General features: G+C 69.1%; 13 protein-coding genes. 4 read left to right on the top strand and 9 right to left on the bottom strand.

Annotation, left to right across the window (positions count from 1 at the left end):
• Nucleotides 1-314: 314 nt before the first annotated feature.
• The 3 genes from drmC to drmA all read right to left on the bottom strand — a co-directional run bounded on the left by drmC (nucleotide 315) and on the right by drmA (nucleotide 6612).
• Nucleotides 315-977 (bottom strand): DISARM system phospholipase D-like protein DrmC, encoded by a 663-nt coding sequence (gene drmC, locus ABZS97_RS32625; RefSeq protein WP_356143608.1) that lies wholly within the window; start codon nucleotides 975-977, stop codon nucleotides 315-317.
• A gap of 158 nt (nucleotides 978-1135) precedes the next feature.
• Nucleotides 1136-2992, bottom strand: coding sequence for a DUF1998 domain-containing protein (locus tag ABZS97_RS32620; RefSeq protein ID WP_356143606.1), 1857 nt, complete (start codon nucleotides 2990-2992; stop codon nucleotides 1136-1138).
• Entirely contained in the window at nucleotides 2989-6612 is a 3624-nt protein-coding gene (drmA, locus tag ABZS97_RS32615) for a DISARM system helicase DrmA (RefSeq protein WP_356143604.1), read from the bottom strand. The genes ABZS97_RS32620 and drmA overlap by 4 nt, the downstream gene beginning before the upstream one ends.
• A gap of 238 nt (nucleotides 6613-6850) precedes the next feature.
• Between drmA and ABZS97_RS32610 the strand changes: the two genes are divergently transcribed.
• Together ABZS97_RS32610 and ABZS97_RS32605 are read left to right on the top strand one after the other, a co-directional pair.
• Nucleotides 6851-7510 (top strand): DUF4365 domain-containing protein, encoded by a 660-nt coding sequence (locus ABZS97_RS32610; RefSeq protein ID WP_356143602.1) that lies wholly within the window; start codon nucleotides 6851-6853, stop codon nucleotides 7508-7510.
• Complete coding sequence (locus ABZS97_RS32605) at nucleotides 7507-8751, top strand: hypothetical protein (RefSeq protein WP_356143600.1); 1245 nt, start codon at nucleotides 7507-7509, stop codon at nucleotides 8749-8751. Before ABZS97_RS32610 ends, ABZS97_RS32605 begins: the two co-directional genes overlap by 4 nt.
• A gap of 49 nt (nucleotides 8752-8800) precedes the next feature.
• Here ABZS97_RS32605 and ABZS97_RS32600 read toward each other — a convergent pair whose 3' ends face one another.
• The 4 genes from ABZS97_RS32600 to ABZS97_RS32585 all read right to left on the bottom strand — a co-directional run bounded on the left by ABZS97_RS32600 (nucleotide 8801) and on the right by ABZS97_RS32585 (nucleotide 12029).
• Complete coding sequence (locus ABZS97_RS32600) at nucleotides 8801-9736, bottom strand: hypothetical protein (protein ID WP_356143598.1); 936 nt, start codon at nucleotides 9734-9736, stop codon at nucleotides 8801-8803.
• Nucleotides 9733-10317: a hypothetical protein gene (locus tag ABZS97_RS32595; protein WP_356143596.1), complete on the bottom strand. Its 585-nt coding sequence runs from the start codon at nucleotides 10315-10317 to the stop codon at nucleotides 9733-9735. Before ABZS97_RS32595 ends, ABZS97_RS32600 begins: the two co-directional genes overlap by 4 nt.
• 117 nt (nucleotides 10318-10434) lie before the next feature.
• On the bottom strand, nucleotides 10435-11298 hold the full coding sequence (locus ABZS97_RS32590) for a helix-turn-helix domain-containing protein (protein ID WP_356143624.1): 864 nt from the start codon (nucleotides 11296-11298) through the stop codon (nucleotides 10435-10437).
• 239 nt (nucleotides 11299-11537) lie between these two features.
• On the bottom strand, nucleotides 11538-12029 hold the full coding sequence (locus tag ABZS97_RS32585) for an ATP-binding protein (protein WP_356143594.1): 492 nt from the start codon (nucleotides 12027-12029) through the stop codon (nucleotides 11538-11540).
• Nucleotides 12030-12184: 155 nt separating this feature from the next.
• Between ABZS97_RS32585 and ABZS97_RS32580 the strand changes: the two genes are divergently transcribed.
• Nucleotides 12185-13063: a helix-turn-helix transcriptional regulator gene (locus ABZS97_RS32580; RefSeq protein WP_356143592.1), complete on the top strand. Its 879-nt coding sequence runs from the start codon at nucleotides 12185-12187 to the stop codon at nucleotides 13061-13063.
• A complete protein-coding gene (locus ABZS97_RS32575) occupies nucleotides 13060-13272 on the top strand; it encodes a DUF397 domain-containing protein (protein WP_356143590.1) in 213 nt (70 codons plus the stop codon). Before ABZS97_RS32580 ends, ABZS97_RS32575 begins: the two co-directional genes overlap by 4 nt.
• Nucleotides 13273-13342: 70 nt before the next feature.
• Here the strand turns inward: ABZS97_RS32575 and ABZS97_RS32570 are convergent, their stop codons facing one another.
• Entirely contained in the window at nucleotides 13343-17410 is a 4068-nt protein-coding gene (locus tag ABZS97_RS32570) for a DNA methyltransferase (RefSeq protein ID WP_356143588.1), read from the bottom strand.
• A 122-nt stretch (nucleotides 17411-17532) separates the two neighbouring features.
• Nucleotides 17533-20844 carry a DISARM system SNF2-like helicase DrmD gene (drmD, locus tag ABZS97_RS32565; RefSeq protein ID WP_356143585.1) on the bottom strand — a complete coding sequence of 1104 codons (3312 nt, stop codon included), beginning with the start codon at nucleotides 20842-20844 and terminating at the stop codon, nucleotides 17533-17535.
• Nucleotides 20845-20902: the final 58 nt, after the last annotated feature.

Raw genomic sequence — 20902 nt, 5'->3', positions numbered from 1 at the left:
ATACGGGTGGACAAGGGCATGTCACCGCCGGGGGCCACTCTCACTTTGCGTCTTGCTTCGGGCTCGTACCGCGGCCTCTGCCTCCGGACGAAGCCAGGGCAACGAACCAACAGCCGAGGCGTGGACGAGTCGGACGCTGACTTCCTCTCGGCCTCGACGGTTTTACAGAGAGTTATCCGTGGTCCTCGTTTTCGCTGGGCAGCCTTGCGGCCGTCCCCGGTTGCTTGCGCCCAACCATTGATTTCACGTCCCGGCGACACGGAGCGCCCGACGTCGACAACGTGCAACGAAGCGGCAGGTGGACCCAACTCGGTTCACGCGAGGCGCATGACTCCGTTCTCGGGAGCCAGAAGCCAGTGAAAGTGGTCGATTAGCGGCTCAACCATGTGCGGATCGCGCAGCATTACACCGAGTTCTATGTTGTTGGTCAATGCTCGGTCGGTGAGGTTGGCGCTTCCGAGTAATGCGGTGTGCCGATCGGCTGCGATCAGTTTGGCGTGCAGCACGCCTGAAGTGTCCAGGCGGTGCCAGACGTGCACTTCGTCGGGCAGCGCGGCAAAGGCCGCCGACGCCTGTGTGGACTCTTCGAGTAGAAGGTCCACGCGCACCCCTCGATCGACAGCTCGAGCTATCTCGGTCACTACGTCCCGTGCTCCATGAGCGGCGAAGCTGGCAACCAGCAATGATGTGTCCGCGGAGCGAATGACCTCGACTGCGACGCCGCTGGTCAAGCGACCGGCAAGCGACGCACCCGTCGGGCCGCTCACAACGACCTGGGCCGGGCGGGGCCGAGGAAACGAGCGGAACGTGGCAAGGGCCAGGGCGAGTCCCGCTCCGGGCACGCCAGGTGCTTCTGCGTGCCAGACACTGGCAATCTGCGTGAGCTGCTGGGCCAAGCCGGCGGCGGGCTGCGCCGAGATGAAACGGCTCAGCATGGGGTCACCAGGGTCGGCGATCGTCTCGAATATGTGCTCCAAGGCGATGATCCGGTCTTCAGGCAGGCGATCGCAGAGGGCAGCCAGAAGACTGGGAAGTCTGTGTGACAGGGCGCCGCTTCGGGCGGTGGGTACGCCTACTGGTGTGTAAGCCGGGTAGTCGTCATGCCCGGTTGAGTCTCGGCCCTCGGACGGCCGGTTCACGGCCTGAACGCGCATTTGTCGTCCGCCAGCGTCTCCACCAGCAGGGCCCGGTCCAGGTAGTGGTTACCCCGCTCGCAGGAAGTCTCCGCAGCGAACAGACAGGCGTGGCACGCCGCTCCGTGCAGCCGGGCGTGGATACGCGGATCGTGCTCGGCGCACATCGGGTCCGAGCTGCACAGTCTGGCTTCTTCGAGGGCCTGTGCGACGGCCGGTCCGAGCCGGTCACTCCGGCCGAGGGAGACGAGCCCGCCCAAGGTTCCCTCGCTGTCGGGGGCGGCGGTGTAGAGCAGGATTCCGGACATCGGGTCGGGGCCGGAGCGGGCGTACACGCGTTCCGCTATGCCGGAAGCTCCGTAGCCGCACTCCAGGGCGAACTGACGGATGAGAACGTGGGCCAAGGTGTGCAGAAGGACGTACCGGATGCCAGGCCAGCGGGGTACGACCCCACGGGCCACACACCAGTCCTGGTGTGCCGTCCTCAGGATCTGCTCGCGGGCGCGCACGGCGTCCTGCTGTTCCCACTCGGAGAGCTGTCGTTCCTTGAGTGCGAGGAAGACGCCCTCGCCGCGCAGCTCGGCACAGGGAACCCAGGTGGGGTCGTGGCGACTGAGGGGGGCTCCGGAGACGGTGCATACCTCCTCCTCCGGCAGCCACTCGGGGGCCTCGATCCGGGTGAAGCCGGTGAGGGCCGAAACCTCACGTAGCCGGTGCACCAGGACGACACTGTCGAGCCAGTCGGCGGTGCCGTCGGGCACGCGCCGTTCACGGACGGTGGTGAAGTCCGGTAGCGAGTGGTCACGTGGGTGGGTGAAGGCGCGCCATTCAGGAGTGATGAGGTCGAACTCCTCGTCCTCGTCGTCCTGGTCGGCGGCGGCCGCGCGCGCCTCCTTGGCGACCGCCGTCCAGACGGCGTCAGCCCCGTACTGCTCCAGCTCGGGCCAGCACGCCTGCGTGGGCAGCAGCATCTTCGCCGCGTCGGCCGGGACCGCGGCCAGGGGGGACAGCAGACTCCAGTGCTCCTTGACCGCCTGGATGAGCGGCTCCTCGGCCCGGGGGATGCTGAACACCCGTAGCTGGGTGGCGAACCAGCTGTTGGTGGCACCCAGCACCATGGTGCGCGCGTGCTCCGGGCAGCCGTTCGGCGCGAAGGTGCCGAGGTGGGGGTGGTGGCCCCGGCAGGCGGGCAGGTTGCGCTCGCCTGCCTGGCCGAGGGCGTCGGCCATCGACCGGACCGCCTTGCAGACGCAGCGTACGAAGACGTTGGCGGCCTCGCCGGTGGTGCCCGACTCGGTCAGGCTCAGAGTGGGGTTCGCACACGGAGTACCGCCCTTGTGGACGAAGTAGACCCAGGGGAAGTCGTCCATGTGTCCGTTTTGGCAGGCGACGAGGAAGCGGGCGGGGAGCGCGGTGGGCTGGCCCTTGCCGGGACCGCCGCAGTTGGTGTGGACGTACTTTGTCTTCTCCGGCCGGTAGAGGTTCTTCCGGAGTTGGAACAGGCCGCCCGAGGCGGGGGCCAGTTGGTTGCAGCGTTCGCGTGAGCAGCGCAGCCAGCGTGGGAAGAGGCCGACCGGTACGCCTGTCCGTGTCCAGTCGCCGTACGGGTCGGCAGGGTTCTCCGGCAGGCGGGGCGGCGTGCGCAGGGCGGCGACCTGGCCGCCCAACCGGCGGCGGACGGCGGCCAGGAGGCGGTCCTCGGTCAGCGCGCCGGCGCGGACGGGGTCCCACTCGTCGAGCCCCATGACCATCGTCGACAGGTTGGGCAGGTCGGTGACGGCACCGATGCCGTACGTGTGCAGCAGTTGGCTGGGACGCAGCTCGCCCACGCGGAGTGCTTCGGTGGCGGGGCTGTTCATGTCGTCTCCATGGGATCCGCGGGATCCGCGTCGGCGGTCGGGACGCTGCTGTCGGCCTGCTGACGCGGCAGGTAGGGCGGTTCGTCCTCGGGGTCGTGGCCCGCCGGGTCGGTGAAGATCAGCCGGATCGGAGGCTCGACCTCGCGCAGCGACGTCGGGCAAGTCATGAGCCGCCAGGGGCCGCTGTCCGGTTCCAGCAGGAGCGGAGCCACGTCGCCCTGGCGTCGGGCCGCGCGGTAGCCGAGGACCGCTCCCGGCGCCTTGCGCTTCTGCTCCCAGTAGTCGAGCCGGGCGTCGAGCCGGGTGCGTACCTCGTCGGCGGTGTGCTGGACGTCCGTGACATCTCGGGCGCGCAGTTCCAGGGACCGTAGGGCGTGCGAGACGACCTCGCCGCGGCGGTCGACCCACTGGGCGCCGCGGTTCGGGTTGTACTCGGGCTTGAGGTTGCGCACCAGGGATGCCAGGACGCCGGTAAGGCCCCGGTCGACGGCGCGGTCCGCGAACGGGGTGACGGACAGGGCTTCGACGTGCTGGTAGATGGTGGCGTGGAAGGACTCAAAGGTCTCGTAGTGCGAAAGGTCCCGCGGCCGGGCCCAGTTGAGGACGGTGAAGACGAGACCGGGTGCCCGGCGGCCGACGCGGCTGGTGGCCTGGATGTACTCGGCTGTCGACTTGGGCTGGTTGTTGACGACCATGACACCGAGCCGGGAGACGTCCACACCGACGGCGATCATGTTGGTGGCGAGCAGGACGTCGATGGGACGGGGCGAGCCCTTGGGTCGGCGTCCGAAGGTGATGTCGAGCTTCTCCAGGATGTCAGGAATGGCGTCGGAGGCCATCCGGCTGGTCAGCTCGGCCGGTTCACCGATCCGTCGGGCGGCGAGCCCCCGGCGGTCGGTCCGGACGAGCCTGGCCGACACGTCGTCCTCCACGAGGCGTCGCATGCCGCCGAGGTCGCGCAGGCTGTTGAAGTAGCCGACGAGGGTCATGTACGGGTCGGTCAACTCGCTCGCGCCGTACGTCTCGTAGAGGTGCTGGGCGGCGGCGAGCTGGGCGACGAACACCCTGATCGCCACGGACTTGGTCCGTACTCCCTGCGCGCAGATGCCCACATACCGGCGGCCGGGTGTCTCGTCGGTTTTCCGGCGCCGGGCGAAGAACGTGTCGTCGGCGCTCAGTCCCGACGGTGGGAACACGGCCGTCTCTCGGGCGAAGAGGTCGTGGATCTGCCGGTTGGCGCGGCGGACGGTGGCCGTGGAGGCGATGACCTTCGGGCGTACGGCACGGCCGGGTTCCGGCTCCCAGGTGGAGAGGCGGTCCACGGCGGTCTCGTACAGCCCGGTGAGGGAGCCGAGTGGGCCGGAGATGAGGTGCAGCTCGTCCTGGACGATCAAATCCGGCGGTCGCACACGAACAGCGTCGACAGTTGAGGCAGCCCGGTGGTTGCCGACGGCAGGATGACTGGAGGACTCCCACTCCGCGTCCACTGCGGACGGCGTGACGTATCCGTGTCGAGTGCACCGGCGGGAGACTTGTCCGAAGAGCGCCTGGGTCTCGCCCTTCCAGGGCAGTTGGGCGAACTTGTCGACGGTGGCGATGACTAGGCTGGGCGGATACCGGTAGATCTCCTCGTCCACGACGAGGATCGGCAGCCCCTGTTCATCGGCGGGCAGCCCGAAGGCGCTCGCTCCGAAGGGGCACTCAAAGGCGTCGGGGCAGGTGATGAGGGTCCGGCGGAGAGTGGTGTCGACGGCGATGTCGCGGCCAGCCTCCATCTTCGTACCGCACCAGGGGCAGCTGGTGAGCTGGTGGGGCGAGCCCATACGGCCGAAACCGCCGTGCCCCTTCTCCTTCTTGCGCTCCTTGGCCCAGTCGGCGGCCTGGTCGGTGGTGTTGGGAGTGACCCTGCCGCCCACCCACAGTCCGATACGGAACGGGTTGTGACCCCAGCGGTCCGGCTCCTCCCGGCGGATCACCTCGCAGGCGCAGATCAGCGCTGTGGCGCGCTGGAACTGCTGGATGGTGAGCAGCCGCAGGGTGTACCGCATGATCACGGCGACGCCGTGCTCGGCATCGAGACCGCCGAGATGAGGCTTGCGTCGCCGGATGGCCAAGGTGAAGGCGGTCAGGCCGAGATACGCCTCGGTCTTGCCGCCACCGGTGGGGAACCACAGGAGGTCGGCCAGTGCGCTGCGGTCGTCGACGCGCTCGGGATGGGCCGGGTCGGCGAGCGAGGGGAGATTGAGCAGCAGGAACGCGAGTTGGAAGGGACGCCAGCTGCGGTTCTTCGGCAGGTCGACGTCCCGGACGGCTTCGTCGAGCGACTTCATCGGGTCGCGACGCCGGTCGCCTGCGGCGATGGTGTGGACCCGCTGGTGCCACATGGCGCGGTTGGCGAAGCGGAAGGCGTCGAGGGCGTCGGGGTCGTCCTGCAGCAGGTCGATGCCGGCCTGGATGCGGTCGGCGGCCTCAGCGGCCAGGCGCATGTTCTCCAAGGCTTCCGCGCGATAGGCGTCGAGCCCGGCGGCCGGATCGTCCACCGACTGCCGCTGCCGCTCTGTCCAGGAGCGGTAGCCGGCCACCAGGGGAAGCAGGGCGGCCCGCAGCGGCTCGGCCTCCAGCCTGCTCAACTCGCTCATGTCCAGGACGAGTTCGCTGAGCTCCGGCAGGTCCTCGTCGCGTGGGTCGTGCCGCGGATCCGGTACGTCCGTGTGCGGGACCTCGTAAGAGGGGGTGGCTGTGGTGGAAAGGCGCACCGCACGCCGGGGGTCCGCCGGGTCGGTCTCGGCGTGCACCCCGCTGCCGTGACCCACGGCGAACTCTGGGTGGAAGCGGTACGTCATGGCGAGCGAGCGCCGCTCGTCCTGGTTGCTCCCGGGCGGCTCGGCGGTACGGCGCGGCAGGAACGGCGCGGTGTCCGGAGGGCCCGCCACGGTCATGGAGGCCTGGAACATCCAGTGGGTCGAACCGGGCTTGTTCTCCTGCCCGTTGACCAGGAACAGGGACACCAGCCACGATCCCTCGTGCAGGCGAGCCCGGCCGCGCACCACGATGTGCGGAAAGTCGCGCGCATGCACCGGCTGTGCGGCCAGCTTCCCCTCCACCAGCTTCACACCTACCGTGCCCGAGCAGGGCACGCGGTGGTACACCCGGTTCGGATTGCCCTCGATCTCGGAGTCGCCGCGCTCGTACCGCGCCCAGACGCAGTCGACCGTCAGCTCCTCGACCTGGCGGTCCACCCGCAGGGTCAGTCCCAGTGTGGAGGGATGGAGGCTCGGCATGTTCGGCGCGGACGGCTCGGGGTCCCCGGCCTCAGGCTCCTGCTCGGGAGCCATGTTCGGCTCGTCGAGCGTTTCGGGCGCGACCTCCTTGCCCACCGTCCGCAGGGTCGTCCCGTCCTCGTCCCGCAGACCGCCGGGGGCCAGCCGCCCGATGATGTAGTGGTCGAGAGGGTTCCCCGCGAGTTCCTCCGGCTCCTCTCCGGTGGGCCCCAGGAGATCGCGTACGACCAGTTCGGCGAGCCGGTCGCGCAGTTGCTGCGGAGTGGGTGCGGACAGCACCGCCCCGCCGGAGGCGGCATCCGGCTCGGGACCTGGACTGGCGAGAGGTTGCTGGGTCACGGGGTCAGCGTAGGTGTGCCCACCGACAACCGGTGCGGACTTCCGTACGGAACTCGATCAGCCACTTCACCTGTAGACGGGTCCGCGCCGTCCGACGGCTGCTTTCGGCCTGATCCCGATCAAGGTCTTTGGCTGAGGGTGTGACCTTCGTTACGGTGCGTTGCCCGAGGGGTACGACACGCGCAGGGGGAGACAAGGGCGCGGCGTCGCACGGGGGACGAAGGGCGAGCGGGGGCACATGGCAGACAGAACAGGCGGTATCCCGCATCAGTCGTCGAGCGGGGCGCCTCCCGCGAAGGCCGGGCCCGTCAGGCACTACGGCGTTCCGCTGACCGGCCCCGCACACGCACCGGAGTGGGCGACGGGTTCCATGGGGTTCGGGGACAACCAGCACCGTGGTGCGTTCGGCGAGGAGTTCATCCGCATGCTGGCCACGGCCGCCAACCTGGACGTGACCCAGAAGGAGCGCGACCGGGTCGGTATCGACTGGCAGCTGGGCTATACCGGCCGCAGGGGGACCCGCAGGTTTCCGGCCATCGAGGCACAGGTCAAGTGCACGTCGTCCCCGGACATTCACGGCGACCACATCCGCTACCCCCTCAAGGCGAAGAACTACAACGAGTTGGCCGGCCCGGACTACGAGATGCCCCGCTTCCTCTTCCTCGTCCTGGCCCCGGTCAACCCTTTCGCGTGGTCGCACGCCACCGAGGACCGCCTGAGACTGAGCCACGCCGCGTACTGGCTGTGCCTGCACGACCAGGAACCACTGCCGGCGGCCGAAGGCGCGAAGGTGAGTACCGGTACCCGCACGGTGTACGTCCCGCGCGCCAATCTCCTGACGGTCGATTCCCTGCACGAGCTTTTCGCCGAGGACTACCGGGACCTGGTGGCCTCATGACAGCGATCACGGATGCGGAGTTCGAGGAGGCCGCCGCTCTCGCCCCGGGGGTGGTGCGGCGCTACCTCAGCGGCAAAGGCTGGAACGCGGAACGTGACCTGTCCGGTGCCGAACTGTGGGAGTGGAGGCCGCAGGAGGAGCCGGGAGCGTCGTACGAACCGGGCCCTCCGTACGAGCTTTTGGTGCCGATGCAGCGGCGCCGGGACTATGCGGGCCGCGTCGCCGACATCCTGGAGACCCTCGCCGTCGTCGAGGCACGCCGCCCGGGTGACATCCTGCGGGAGATGCGACTGCCGCCGGTGGACTGGCAGTTCCTCCGGCTGGTGCCGCCCGGCCCGTCCGGTACGGCTCCGCTCCTGGACCTGGTGTCGGCGCTGACCGGCCTGAAGGAACTGCACACCGCTGCCGCATCCTCCGCGCTCAATCCGCAGGCCGTCCAGCCCGCGCAGAAACCTCAGGTGGTGAAGGACCACGTCGCGGCCGTACGGCTCGACCAGACTCGCGTCGGCAGCTACGTCATCGCCGCTCACACCCCGCTGCCGGACAGCACGTACGGCGAAGACACCGACGGGTCCGGGCAGGGCTCGCTCTTCGACGAAGCGGAGCTCAACAGGCGCAACTCCCTCCTCCTCGACGCGGAACTGAACAGGCTTGGCCTACAGCGGTCCGAGCCTTTCAGCAGACAGGTCTCCCGGATGCTGTACGCGGGCGTCACCTGCGCGCATGCCGCAGCGGAGGGCGCGCTCGCCGAGGACTCCGTGCCGCACTTCGAGCATCTGACGCGGGCAGGCCTCTCGGCCAACCTCTGCGAGGCGCTGGTGAAGATCGCGGGCGAGGAACGCCGTGACTTCTCGATGGCGTTCGCCTGGTCGCCCGAGATGCCGATGGAGCAACCCTCACCGCCGGTCGGGATCACCCCCCGACATGTGGAGGCTCTGGAGGCGGTGGCGAAGGACCTGCGGGAGCGGTTGGGTCGGGAGGAGAGGGCGGTTCTGTTCGGCGTGGTGACCAAACTGCACCGGGACGTGAATCCTCGCGAAGCGACGATCTACGGTTCCCTCCTGCACGAGGACTCCCAGCGCCAGAGGAGGGTCCGGGTGGAGCTACGGCCGGAGGACATCGACAAGGCGACCGAAGCCTGGCGGCAGGGGATGGAAGTTGTGGTGAGGGGTGATCTGGAGCCGCGGGGGACGGGTGTGCGGATGCGACGGGTGACGGTGTTCGCGGTCCAGCCGGAGTAGCGCCCCCTCCCGGGCCGTCCCCAGTGACGGTCCGGGAGAGTAGGCATGCCTACGGTTCGAGTGAAAGTGACGTCTGTTCGGGGGCCGGTCCGAGGTACGTGTACTCCGTGGACCGCGCGATGCCCATGGAGTCCAGCTGCTGCCGGAAGCGGACCCGGAAGTGGACGTTGTCGCCGAGCCCGGGGCGCATGCGCAGCAGTTCCCCGGGCTCCTCGAAGCGGACATCGTAGGCGGGCGCGTTCTTGGCCGTGCCCGTCTTCACTTTCACCAGGCCGCTCTCGCGCAGTTCCGTGATGCGGCCGGAGATGGTGATCTCCTGGTCGCGGTCCCTGGTCTCCCGGAGCCGTTTCACGTAGTGCCTGCCCCGCTCTGTCAGTCGGGCGCGGCGCATGTGGCCGTTGGCGTCGTACCAGGTCACGCCCAGGTCCAGTTCGTACCGGCTCAGTGCCCGGGACACTGCTTCGACCGCGTCGAAGAGCTTTGCCCATTCGCGGATGTCGTGCTCCGACTCCACAGCGTCGAGCAGCGTGGTGAGGGTGCCGAGGCCCGTGGAAGCGGCGGAAGTGGCGGGGGCGTCCAGGGTGTCGGGTTCGCCGGAATCGGCAGGGGCGGTGACGGGTCGGGCGTGCACGACAGTGCTGCCTGTAGAGATCCCCGTGAGTTCCAGTTGTACCGGAGTGCCCGCGGCGACGGAGACCATGTGTTCCACGGGTTCGAGCAGCGCGTCACCCCACTGGAAGCGGAGAGCGCCGCCGTCGGTGTCCGGCCCGGTCAGTCGGAGTTGAAGTTCCTCGTCGAGGCGGGCGTCCGGCGCGTACTCGCGCGCTGCGGCCAGCCGACCGGCCCGGTGTTCCGCCTCGATCTCCTCGTCGTCCCGGTCCTCTGTGCCCAGCATGCCGAGGAGACGTGCGGCGCGCTCGGCCTCGGCAGAGTCGCCGTCTTCCCGGAGCGCGCGCCTGCGCTCACGCCAGCTGTCGCCGGTCACAGTCGCACCTCCAGATAGCCGCGTGCCGGGGCGGCACTCTCTTCGGACGGTGAGCGGTCGTTCCGGTCGGGCAGTCTGCAGCGCTGCCACCAGTCGTCCCACACACCCCGTTGCGTGAAGTATGTCCGTTCGTCGGACGTGAAGCGCTCCGGCTCGAAGATATGGGCAACGGGCTGGTACCCGATGCGAAGCGGCGAGACGCCGAACTTCTCTCTCATCCTGGTCCGACTCTGGAAGGCGCTGGTCAGCCACTTCGACCCGGGCTTTCCCCGTACGGCGCGCTCGGCACGCGTGTCGATCAGGAGTGTGGCGTCGATGTTCCCGGGGTCGAGTTTGGCGCTGACGAAGCTGCCGCCGAGCCACAGCCTGTGGACGAGGGTGAGGCCGTCGAGGGCAGCCGCGTATGCGTCCTCCAGTATGAGGAAGGGGTCGAGATAGTTGTGGAGGCCGTCCCACAGTTCTGTGCGTGTCGAGGAGTCCTCGAACTCCGGGGCGCTGACCAGCATGGCCTCCGCCTCGTCGAAGGAGATGGAGTACCGGCCCAGAGGTAGGAATCCGTTCGCGGCGAAAGAGGGCAGCACGTGAGGTCCTGTCGGGTGAAGGGTGGATTCATCCTGCCGGGCCGGCTTGAGGTGTGTAGAGGGTTCCAGTAAGTGGGCCCCGCCGACGTGTCCGTCATGCCGGGCGATGGCCGCCACTCAGCACACGGGGCGCAGGCCTTCCTGAGCGGACCGGCAGTCGTGGCAGTGGCCGGGTTCGGGGCCTCGAAAGCCGCGGTCGCAGCCATCGCAGTTCCGGAGCGGATGCCGGACAGCTGGTGGCGGTGAGGGAGCTCGGAACGGGGGCGGGGGTGGGAGTTGGGCGGCCAGGCGGTGGGCCAGGAAGGCGGCCGGGCGGTGCAGGGGCTCCTGGGGGAGGTTCGTGGCGAGGGCGTCGCGTACGTCGGTGGGGGTGAGGTCGCGCTCCAGCCAGGAGGCGACGCCGGGGGCGAGGTGTTCGACGTCGGTGGCGGAGAGGAAGAGGCGGGGGTCCGCGCGGCGGAGGCCGGCGAGGAGGTCGACGGCGGTCTTGAGCAGGGAGGGGGAAGGACGAGCAGGCTGGGGTACGGCGGGGAGGAGCTTGCGGGGCGGGGGTTTGTCCGTGGCGGTTCGTCGTACGGCGGGGGCCGCGTCCTCCGGGGATGCGCCGGGCTGGTTGCGGGAGACCGTGCGGGTGACGATGCGTCCGCCGGGGACGCGTTCGCGGGTGCGGCGGAGGTAGCCGTGGGTTTCCAGTTCGCGCAGGGCGGCGGCGATACGGGTCGGACCCTCAGGGAAACGGGCGGCGAGGGTCTTGATGTCGACCGGGGCGCCGGTGGGCAGCGACTGGATGTGGACGGCGAGCCCGATCGCGAGACCCGACAGCTCGGCGTGCTGCGCGAGGTGGTTGCCGATCACCGTGAAGCGGGTGGTGTGGCGGGAGTTGTCGTGGACGACGCCCGCGGGCGGGCGCCTGTGGGGGTGGTTTTTGCCCGCGGTACGGGACTGGGCGCGCGGGGGCGCGCTAGGGTTCTTCGTATCCATCAGGAAGCTCTTCTCTTCCTCGGCGGTCAGGCCCTCGCACTGGGATTGCAGTCCCGGCGGGGGCCGTCGCATGTCTGCGGTTGTGTCTGTGCTGTGTCGCGCGCTGAGCGTACGGCAGGCAACCGGTCCCGAATCCAGCCCAGTTGGTGATGTTCACTCGCGCGAGTGAGTTTGCGTGGAGCGTGGACAAGCGGGCGGGAGGGGTGGGGTTTGGTGGGGTTCTTTCTCTCCCGTGGTTCTTAGAAAAGAGCGCCAGCGGCACCGGAGCATGGGCCGCCGTGCTTCGGTGCTGCCGGTGATTCCAGTGGGAGCAGGTTGAGTTCGGCCCACACGGTTTTCCGGGGGACGGGACCGAGTTCGACGCCCCAGCGGTCGGCGAGAGCCTCCACGAGGAGCAGGCCGCGTCCCGATACGGCGTCCGGGGGCGGGGGTTGGCGTCGGGGGAGGTCGTCACCGCGGGTGTCCGTCACCTCGATACGGAGCACGGCGCTGGTGGCGTGCAGGGCGAGTCGGAAGTCCCGGCCGGGGAGCCGGCCGTGGGTGGCGGCGTTCGCGGCGAGTTCGGCGACGAGGTGTGCGGCGGTGTCGATGCTGCCGGGTGGCAGGTCCCAGGCGCGCAGCCATTCCGTGGCGAGGAGACGGGCGAGGCGGGCGCCGCGTGGGGTGGGGGACAGCGAGACACCGAAGCGACGGGTGGGGGCGTTGAGTTGGGTGGACATTTCCTGGTTCACGTGACTGAGCGTGGTGGTGCGCGCTTACCGTGAACAGTGACTCAGTCGGTCCGTACGGTGACTGTCCGGAGTTTGTCCGGTGCTGTCGGGGCTGTCGGCACGGTCTGTACGGGTAAGGGGCGTTGCGGCGTGGACGTACGACGGAGGGGCGCGGGATGCAGCAGGTGGATGGTGACGCGGGTCGGCTCAAGAGTGAGGCGGACGAGCCGGGCTGGGAGGTGGACCCGGACGACGACTGGGGTGTCGCGGTCGTCGCGACGGTGGGTCGGCAGTTGAAGCTGCGGCGCGAGGCCATGGGGATGCGGGCCGCCGAGTTCGGGGTGGCGGTGGGGTACGGGGAGGACCTGGTCTACAAGGTCGAGGGGGGTAAGCGGATCCCTCAGTCCGAGTACCTGGACAAGGCGGACGAGGTGCTGGGAGCGGGCGGGCTGATCTCGGCGATGAAGGAGGATGTGGCGCGGGTTCGGTATCCGAAGAAGGTTCGGGACCTGGCGAAGTTGGAGGCTCAGGCGGTCGAGATCGGGGTGTACGTCGGGCTCAGCGTTCATGGGCTGTTGCAGACGCCTGAGCATGCTCGGGCCCTGTTCGAGGCGCGGCAACCGCCCTACTCGGGAGAGGAGGTGGAGCGCTTGGTCGCTGCCCGAGTGGAACGGAAGTCGGTCTTCGAGCGGTCTCCCATGCCGGTACTCAGTTTTGTTCAGGAAGAGGCGGCACTGCGTCGTCGCATCGGAGGGACAATGGTGCGACGTCGACAGCTCGAACACCTGCTGGAGGTGGCGCAGTTGCGCAACGTGACATTCCAGGTGATGCCGACGGAGACGGATGCCCATCCCGGCGTGGACGGCAAGATCGAGGTGCTGAAGTTCACGGACGGCACGGCGGTGGGCCGCTCCGACGGCGCGTATGGGGGCCGCCCGACCTCCGACCCGAAGCAGCTCCGGATCTTGGAAATGCGGTATGGCATCATCCGGGCTCAGGCTCTCACGCCGGGGGAGTCGCTCGCTTTCATCGAGCAAGTGCTGGGAGAGACATGATCCACAAGGCCACTGCCGAGGACGCCGCCTCTGAGCTGCGGTGGTTCAAGAGCAGCTACAGCGACGGCACCGAGGGCGACAGCTGCGTCGAGATCGCGATCACTCGCCGCGCGATCCACGTCCGCGACTCCAAGAACATCGGAGGCCCTCAGCTCGCGCTCACGGCGGACGCGTGGGCAGCCTTCGTGCCTTGCACCTTGGAGAGCTGAGCTCTCAACTACTCGCGCCCCGGACCTGGTTGATGCCGGGAGCGGGGCGCGCTGGGTGCAAGCTCAGAAGTCAGAAGAGAGCGTCTGGATTGGGGAACAGCCCGTCGGCGAAGTCTTCATCGGTGTTCTGCGGTGCGTGCGCGGTGGCCCGAGCCTTCGCCTTGGCCTTCCGCGCGGCAGCTCTCCTCCGCTTGGCCTCCGGCGTGTGCAACCCCTTTTCCAGTTCTTCCTTGTACTGGGCGTGGTTCAGTTCCAGGAGACGGTCCAGAATCTCGGTCTGGATGGAGGGAGCGATGGAGAAGCGGTCGCCGTGTGGTGTGGTGTGGAAGCCATGCGCAAGGTCAAGATCGGTCCAGCCGTAGGCCTCAGTGACGGCTAGGTCCACCTCCATGTGAGCTTGCCGGAGCCCATCGATGTCAGGGGTGGTCTCGGACTGCATGTGCACGAGTTTGTAAACCGGGGTGATGCCGATATTCCTGGCCGACATGGCGGCGCGCTGAGCTGCCTCCAGAGCTTCACCGGCAGTGGCGAGGCGAACCGTCTCACCAGCGCGAGGGAAGGTCTCGTAGACGTCGGACGGGTTGTAGCGGAGATCACCCTTGAGGCTGGATCCCCACTGCCATGCCCAGGAGGCGTGTGGTCCGCTTGATAGCAGAGCGAGTAGTGCGGGTGACGAGGAGGCGATCACCGACACCGCATCCGAAAAGACTTGGTCGGTTGGTAGTCGACTCGGGGCCAGCGCATTGCTGTGGCGGACGATCACAATGGCGTGGTCCAAGTCTGCGATCGCCGTGTACAGTGCCGGACGTTTATCCGCATAGTGCCACCATCTCTGGGGTAGTGGCTTGCGGAGTACGTAAGAGCCATCCTCCTTGGTCCGCTGCCGGACAGGCTTCACTTCTTGTTCAATGATTTCGAAGACCTCGGAGTACTCCGCTGCTCTTTCCTCGGACCAGTCATGAAAATTGATTACCCATCGGCTGGCAGTGGATCCGGGGCGTTGATTCAGGTCTTCTCCATTGAGGTAGGGGAAAAGCACATCTGCGTTCTTCGGATCGTTGGCGATCAGCGCGTGCGCCTCGTCGGGCGCGAGGATGAATCCCTTACCCAGCACAATGGAACCCTGGAACGACTCGGCCTCGTTAGCCACCAGGCGATACGGGTTCCCGGACATCCGCGATGCAGGATCGAGCCCGGGAGTGATGCCAGGCACCTCATTGCCGTCCAGGACTACGCCCTCACCCTGGCCGACATTCCTGCCCATCCACAACAGCGAGACGACCACGGAGGCAGTGCCAAACCACGGCTGTGACTTGACTGCCCGGTACACCGTCCACCCATCCGCCGTAGCCCGATCCAGCCCAACCTCTCGCGTATCCCCCTGAGCGATCGTGTTCGTAGCGATGATCCCCGTCCGCCGCCTCGGCGCAATCGACAGATTCCGCAGCAGGAAGTACGCGCAAAGGTCTGCGTGCCCCCGCGTACCCCCCGCCAGTCGGTTGACCAAGTACTCCCGGTAATCGTGCCCCAACGCCCCCGTCAGTTTCTTGCCACCCACAAACGGCGGATTCCCCACCACCACATCAAACCCAGCCGCGCCCCCCACCCCCATAACCTCAGGAAACTCCAACGGCCAATGCAACGGCCGCACCGCCTCCGCCCGAGGCCCCTTCAGCCACCCGTCCACAATCCCCCGCGCCTGCACCGCAGCCTCTTCAGCCCCGGCACCTCCCCCGAGCGCGGTCGCCACCAGCCCCGCCACAGACTCCAGCCGGTTCCGGTAGGCCCGGGACTTCGCGTCCTCCTTGGCGTCACGGAAACGCGCAGCGCCCCGCGCTCCACCCACCTGTTCCTCGCCGGAGATGCCGGACGCCTCGTCGTCGGAGATGCCCTCGGCGGCCAGGGCCGCGCCCACCACCGCGTCCGCCGCCAGCCGTAGCCGTTCGCTTCGCGCATCCGCCTTCGCCAGCAGGTCCGCCTTGTCGCGGACCACCCGGATGTCCGTGACCGCCGTCGACTCGATCTGCCGCCGCAGTTCCGCCGCCTCCGACAGCAACGTCTCCGTGACGTCCAGCGCCCGCGCGACCTCCGGGCTCAACTGCCGGTCCTGCCACTCCAGATGGAACTGCTTGACCTGCCGGACGTCGATGACGCCCACCAGCGAGTCGCCGGACCGCAGCGCATGGTCCAGGAACGAGAACGGGCGGCCCTTCGCCAGCGTGACCAGCCACAGCGACAGCTTGGCCAGTTCCACCGCCATGGGGTCGCGGTCGACGCCGTACAGGCACCGGTCGGACACCAACCGCCTTGCGATCTGGTGGAGTTGCTCATGGTCGTCGCGGTCCACGTCCCGCGCGATCTCGGGCGGCAGCTCGTCCTCCCGGAGCCATGCCTCCACCACCCGGTCGGAGAGGTATCGGCAGGCCGAGACCAGGAACGCGCCCGAACCCATCGCCGGGTCCAGTACCCGCAGCTTCAGCAGCTCCTCGGCCTTCTTCGGCTGCCAGACGCCCGGCTCCGCGCCCTCCGCCGGACCCGGCGCGAAGCAGAGCGGAGCCAGCGTGTGCTCCACGACCTCCTCGGCCAGCGCCTTCGGCGTGTAGTGGGTGCCGGTGTCGCGGCGGTTGCCGGAGCGGACCACGATGACCGAGCCCTCGGGCCACACCTTCGGCTCGCCACGCAGGTCGAGGCCGTACAGGCCGGAGAAAGCAGCCGCTCGCTCGACGAGGGCGATGTCATTGCCGCACGCCGTCTCCAACTCGACCGTCGTCGCACCCGACTTGGCGTGTGAGGCCGTCACCGTGGTGGCCTTCGTCCCCGTGACCACCGCCACCTGGTCCGCCAGCGTGCCGGCCGCCGTCCACTCCTCCAGGCGGGCCAGCGGCAGTACCGCCTCGTACTTCTTGTCCCGACCGAAGGAGACCCCGACATACGGCTCGTCGGCCCAGCGGCAGCCGTACTCCAGCAGGCCCTCGTAGACATGGCCGATCTGCTCGACGTCCAGGCCCTTGTAGGAGAGGCGCTCCTTTCCCTTGAAGCCCTTGCGGGCGCGCAGGGTGAGGAGGGCGTCGAGGATCTCGTAGACCACCCGGTCGGTGACCTTGGCCGGGACCAGCCAGGGGAAACGGGACGGGTCGAAGAGCGAGCCGCCGTACGGGGGGATCCACAGCCGGTCGTGCGTGCTGCCGCCGTGGATCGCGGTGAACAGGGCGAGCAGGCGCGGCCAGGTCGCCTCGACCCGGTCGCCCAGCTCATCGCCGTGCAGACTCTGGGCCATCGCCAACTCGTCGTGCAGGGGGCCCACGGCGTACGAGGCGTCGTACAGCTCGTCACCGGAGGGGAGCAGGCGCTGCTCCTCGGCGTAGAGGAGGAAGACCAGGCGCATCATCACGGTGAGCGCGCCCTCGTAGACCTGCTTGGCGGGTACGTCCCGCAGCAGTTCGCCGCGCGACTCCCGGTCCAGCCGCGACAGTTCCGCGACCAGCAGCGACACCGCCTCGCGGACCTGGCGGCCCAGCGTGTCGGTGACCTCGGACATCGCGTCGACGGTGCGGGCGAACAGGCCCGCGGTCGAGTCGGTCGGCTTGCCCGTCGCGTCCAGCGGTGGGCGGACCACCCGCCGCGCCGACAGCAGGCTCGCGAAGGCACGGGCGAGGATCGGTTCCTCGGTCCACAGGTCCGCGTCGAAGACGGCGACGGTCGTCGCCTCTTTCGGGCGGGCGTGGACGAGCGCCCACTCGCGGCCGTTGGTGAGCAGCGCCAGGGGTACGTCACGGGCGCGGCAGAGGTCGGCCGCCCGGTCGGCGAGGCCGGGTTGTTCGCCGCGTGGGCGGTTGAGGGGGCCCTCCCACTCGTCCGTACGGAAGAACAGGGCGCGCGGGGCGAGGCCGCCGGACTGACCGGGGCCGAGGACGACGGCGTCGGGCGTGTTCGCGCCGGCGTGCAGCAACTCGGGGATCGCCGCGCCTTCGCGCAGGCCGGGAGCCCGCCAGCCGATCAGCTCGGTCAGGACGAACTTCTCCCACGCGGGCCGCAGCAGCGCGGGGTCCTCCTGGACCTCCGCCCAGGCCTGCCGCAGCTTCGCCCACGTCTCCTTGGGGATCGTGTCGAGACCCTGCGGGAAGGCGCCGACCAGCACCGGCAGTGACACGAACGGGCCGTCGGGGCGCAGCAGCCGCAGCCAGTCCTCGTGCTGCTCGGCGGGGGTGGGGACCGAGCCCTTCGGCGGGAACTTCCTGGCGGCGGGGGCGGCGGCGGGCATCAGCGGTTCTCCTGGCGGGCGGCGGTAGCTGCGACGGGCGAGAGGGAACGGGGCACGAGGAAGGTCACGGCGACCGGGAACCAGCGTGGCGAGGGATCGGCCCAGCGGCGGCGCAACGCGGCCGTTTCCGTTTCCGTCACCTCCGGCAGCCGTCGCAGCCGTTCCTGCAACGCCTCCCGGTCCGCGCGCAACTGGCGGCGCTCGTCGTCGACGTCGAACAGCGACTCCTGCTGCCAGTGGCCCGTGTCGTCCAGCCGGTCCCGGATCGAGCGGCCGAGGTCCTCCAGAACCGCGCTCATGCCCTCGACCTCCTCCTCGCAGCGTTCGGCGAGCAGCGTCTCCAGGGAGCGGAAGCGGCGCTTCGCGCGGGTGTTCAGTGCGCGTGCGAGACGGTCCTCCAACTGCGGCCAGAGAGTGGTGAGTTCGGTCCGGATGCCGTCGGCGGGGAGCTCGTCCGTCGCCTCGGCCAGCCACCCGTCGACGTCCTCCATCTTCGCCGCGACGAGCTTGCCGCCCTCGATCAGACCGCCCGCCGTGATCACCTCCTCGTGCAGCCGCGTTCCGCCGCTGCCGGTGACGACCACCCGGCCGTGCGCGACCAGCGCCGGCTGTCGCAGCACGCCGTCCGGCACCACCCGGGCCGTCACCCGGGACAGATGTGCCGCCGCGCCGCTCGACCACAGCTCGGCCCGCAGCAGCCGCAGACACATCTGGACGAGGCGGTGGCCCAGGTGCAGGTGCACCACGTCCGTACGGTCGCGGGCCTCCACCTCGTCGAAGACGACCAGGCGTTCCCGGCCGGTGAGGGGGTGGCGCAGTCCGTCGTTGCGGGCGCGCGCCCAGGCCCCGGGCAGCTCCGGCAGCCGGAAGCAGCGGGCGCCCTGGTCAGGCCTGGGGTCGGGGACCTCGGTGAGGTCCTTGTGGTGGGCCAGCAGCAGGCCCGTACGGACGACGCGCTCGACCGTCTCCGACGTCAGGTGCAGCTCCTGGCGGCTTTCGGACAGGGCGCCCACCAGCCGCTCCAGGTCACGCGCCAGGTCCCGCTCGACCTTCAGGACGGCCTTCCCGGACCGCTTGGTGATCTCGGCGTCGGCGGTGGTCCAGCTCGAACGGCGGCCCAGCATCTTCTGCTCGACCTGTGCGGCGATCACCTCGCCCGCGCTGCCGAGGTCCTCGCGGATGCGCTCGGTCTTGCGGGCGGCGACGGCGAGGAAGTGCAGCTCGTCCTCAAGAGCGCCGTCCTGGTAGCCCGAGTCCGTCTGGTGGTCGTGCGCCGGGTCGAAGCCCTGCCAGCCCGCCGGGACGAAGTGGAACACGTCCACCTGGTCGGCCTTCTGCCCGTGCCGGTCCACACGGCCGTTGCGCTGCTCCAGGCGGTTCGGGTTCCAGGGGATCTCCCAGTGCAGCACCCGGTGGCAGTGCGCCTGGAGGTTGATGCCCTCGCTCGCCGCGTCGGTGCCGAGCAGGATGCGGACAGGAGACAGGTCGGGGCTCTCCTGGAAGACCTGCTTGACCTGCTCGCGGTCCTCCTGGTCCTGGCCGCCGTGCAGTTGGGCGATGCGCTCTGCCGGGTACCCGGCGGCGATCAACTGCCCGTACAGCCAGCGCTGGGTGTCGCGGTACTCGGTGAAGACGATGACCCGCTCCGGCTCCCAGCCGCCCAGCGGACCGTCAGGACAGACGATCCCGTCCAGCCACTCCTTGAAGCGGGCGAACTTGGCGTCCGGCCGCTTCCCGGCGTCGATGGCCCAGGCGTCCAGTTCCTTGAGAAGGGTGTGCTCCCGGTCGGAGAGCGGACGCATGGCGTGGCGGGCGGCGGTGAGGGCCCGCGCCGCCGCCTCGGCCTGCTCCTGCTCGTCCTCCTGCTCGGCCTCCTCGATCCCGTCGATCAGCGGACGCAGCACGCGGACGCTCGGAGCCGGCTCCTCCTTCGGCCCGGAGGTTGCGTCGGCGTCGGCGCGCCGGGACGTCATTGTGGCCAGGTGGGTGTTGATGGTCTCCGCGAAGGCCTTCGGTGACGACAGGAAGCGCTTCTTCAGCAGCGACGTCACGAAGTCGGCGGCCGTCCCGCCCGCTTTTCCGTTGCCCTGTTCTGCGCGGCGGCTGCGCGCGTACTTCGTCAGCTTCGCGTACGCCTCCCGCATCGCGTCGCCGTACTCGACCTCCACGGCGTGGGGGACTCGCTTGGGGAAGCGTGGCTTGCCGTTCCACTGCGGCGGCAGCTCCGACTTCATGCGGCGCACCATCACCCGGCGCAGCTGTTCCTCGGACGGCTTGATGCCCCGGGCGAAACGGTGGTCGTCGAGCAGTTCGAGGAGAGCTGTGAACGACTCCAGGTAGCCGTTGTGCGGGGTCGCGGAGAGGAAGAGGCGGTGCTCGCAGTGGGGGGCCAGCAACTTCACGGCTCGGGTGCGCTGCGAGTCCACCGCGTACTTGCCCGTCCCCGAGGGTGCGCAGGTGTGCACCTCGTCCACGACCAGCAGGTCGAAGGCGCGCGGATACTCGGGCACCGCGGGGAGCAGCTCACGCAGCATGCGCAGCGGGCGCTCGCGCTTCAGCCAGTCGATCGAGACGATCAGACGCGGATAGTGCTTCCACGGGTTGGCGTACAGACCGGCGGAGCGGCGCAGCTCCCGGAGCATCTTGGTGTTGACGATCCGGAAGTCCAGGCCGAACTTGTCCCGCATCTCGTCCCGCCACTGGAGGGTCAGTCCGGCGGGGCAGACGATCAGCATGGAGCGGGCGCGGTGGCGCAGCATCAGCTCCTGCATCACGAGACCGGCCTCGACCGTCTTGCCCAGACCCACGTCGTCCGCGATCAGTAGATTCGTACGCGGCATGGACAGAGCGCGGACCACCGGGTCCAGCTGGTAGTCCTGGATCTCCACGCCGGAACGGAACGGGGCTTGGAGTGCGGTTTTGTCGGCCGAGGCGATGGCGCCCCAGCGCACGGCGTCCAGGAAGGCGTCCAGCCGTCCCGGCTCGTCGAAGCCGACGTAGGGAGAGGGCAACTCGTACTGGTCGTGGACGTCCGTCGCCTGCTCCAGCTCCCACACCACCCGCAGTTCCTCGTCCCGGCCGTCGCTCTCCAGCGAGGACAGGCTGATCAGGTGGCTGGTGGCGGCTTCGGCGGCGCGTGCCGGGTCGTCGCTGGCGGCGGTGGAGCGGACGACATCGGTGACCACCCAGGGGCGATGGCGTACGGTGACACGCTGCCCGGGGGCGGGTACCCCAGTGTCCGGTGCGCTCGAAGCATCCGGGTTTTTCGACTGCACGGCCATCTCGTTCGTGCCCCCAGCTTTCACGGACATCCCTTCTCCCAGGTGGTCGCAAAAGTCTAGGTGCGGAATGGGCGGTGATACCCGGGCC

The organism is Streptomyces sp. NPDC005485 (genome assembly GCF_040606085.1).
Lineage (GTDB): Bacteria > Actinomycetota > Actinomycetes > Streptomycetales > Streptomycetaceae > Streptomyces.
This window is presented reverse-complemented; position numbering and strand designations above follow the sequence as displayed.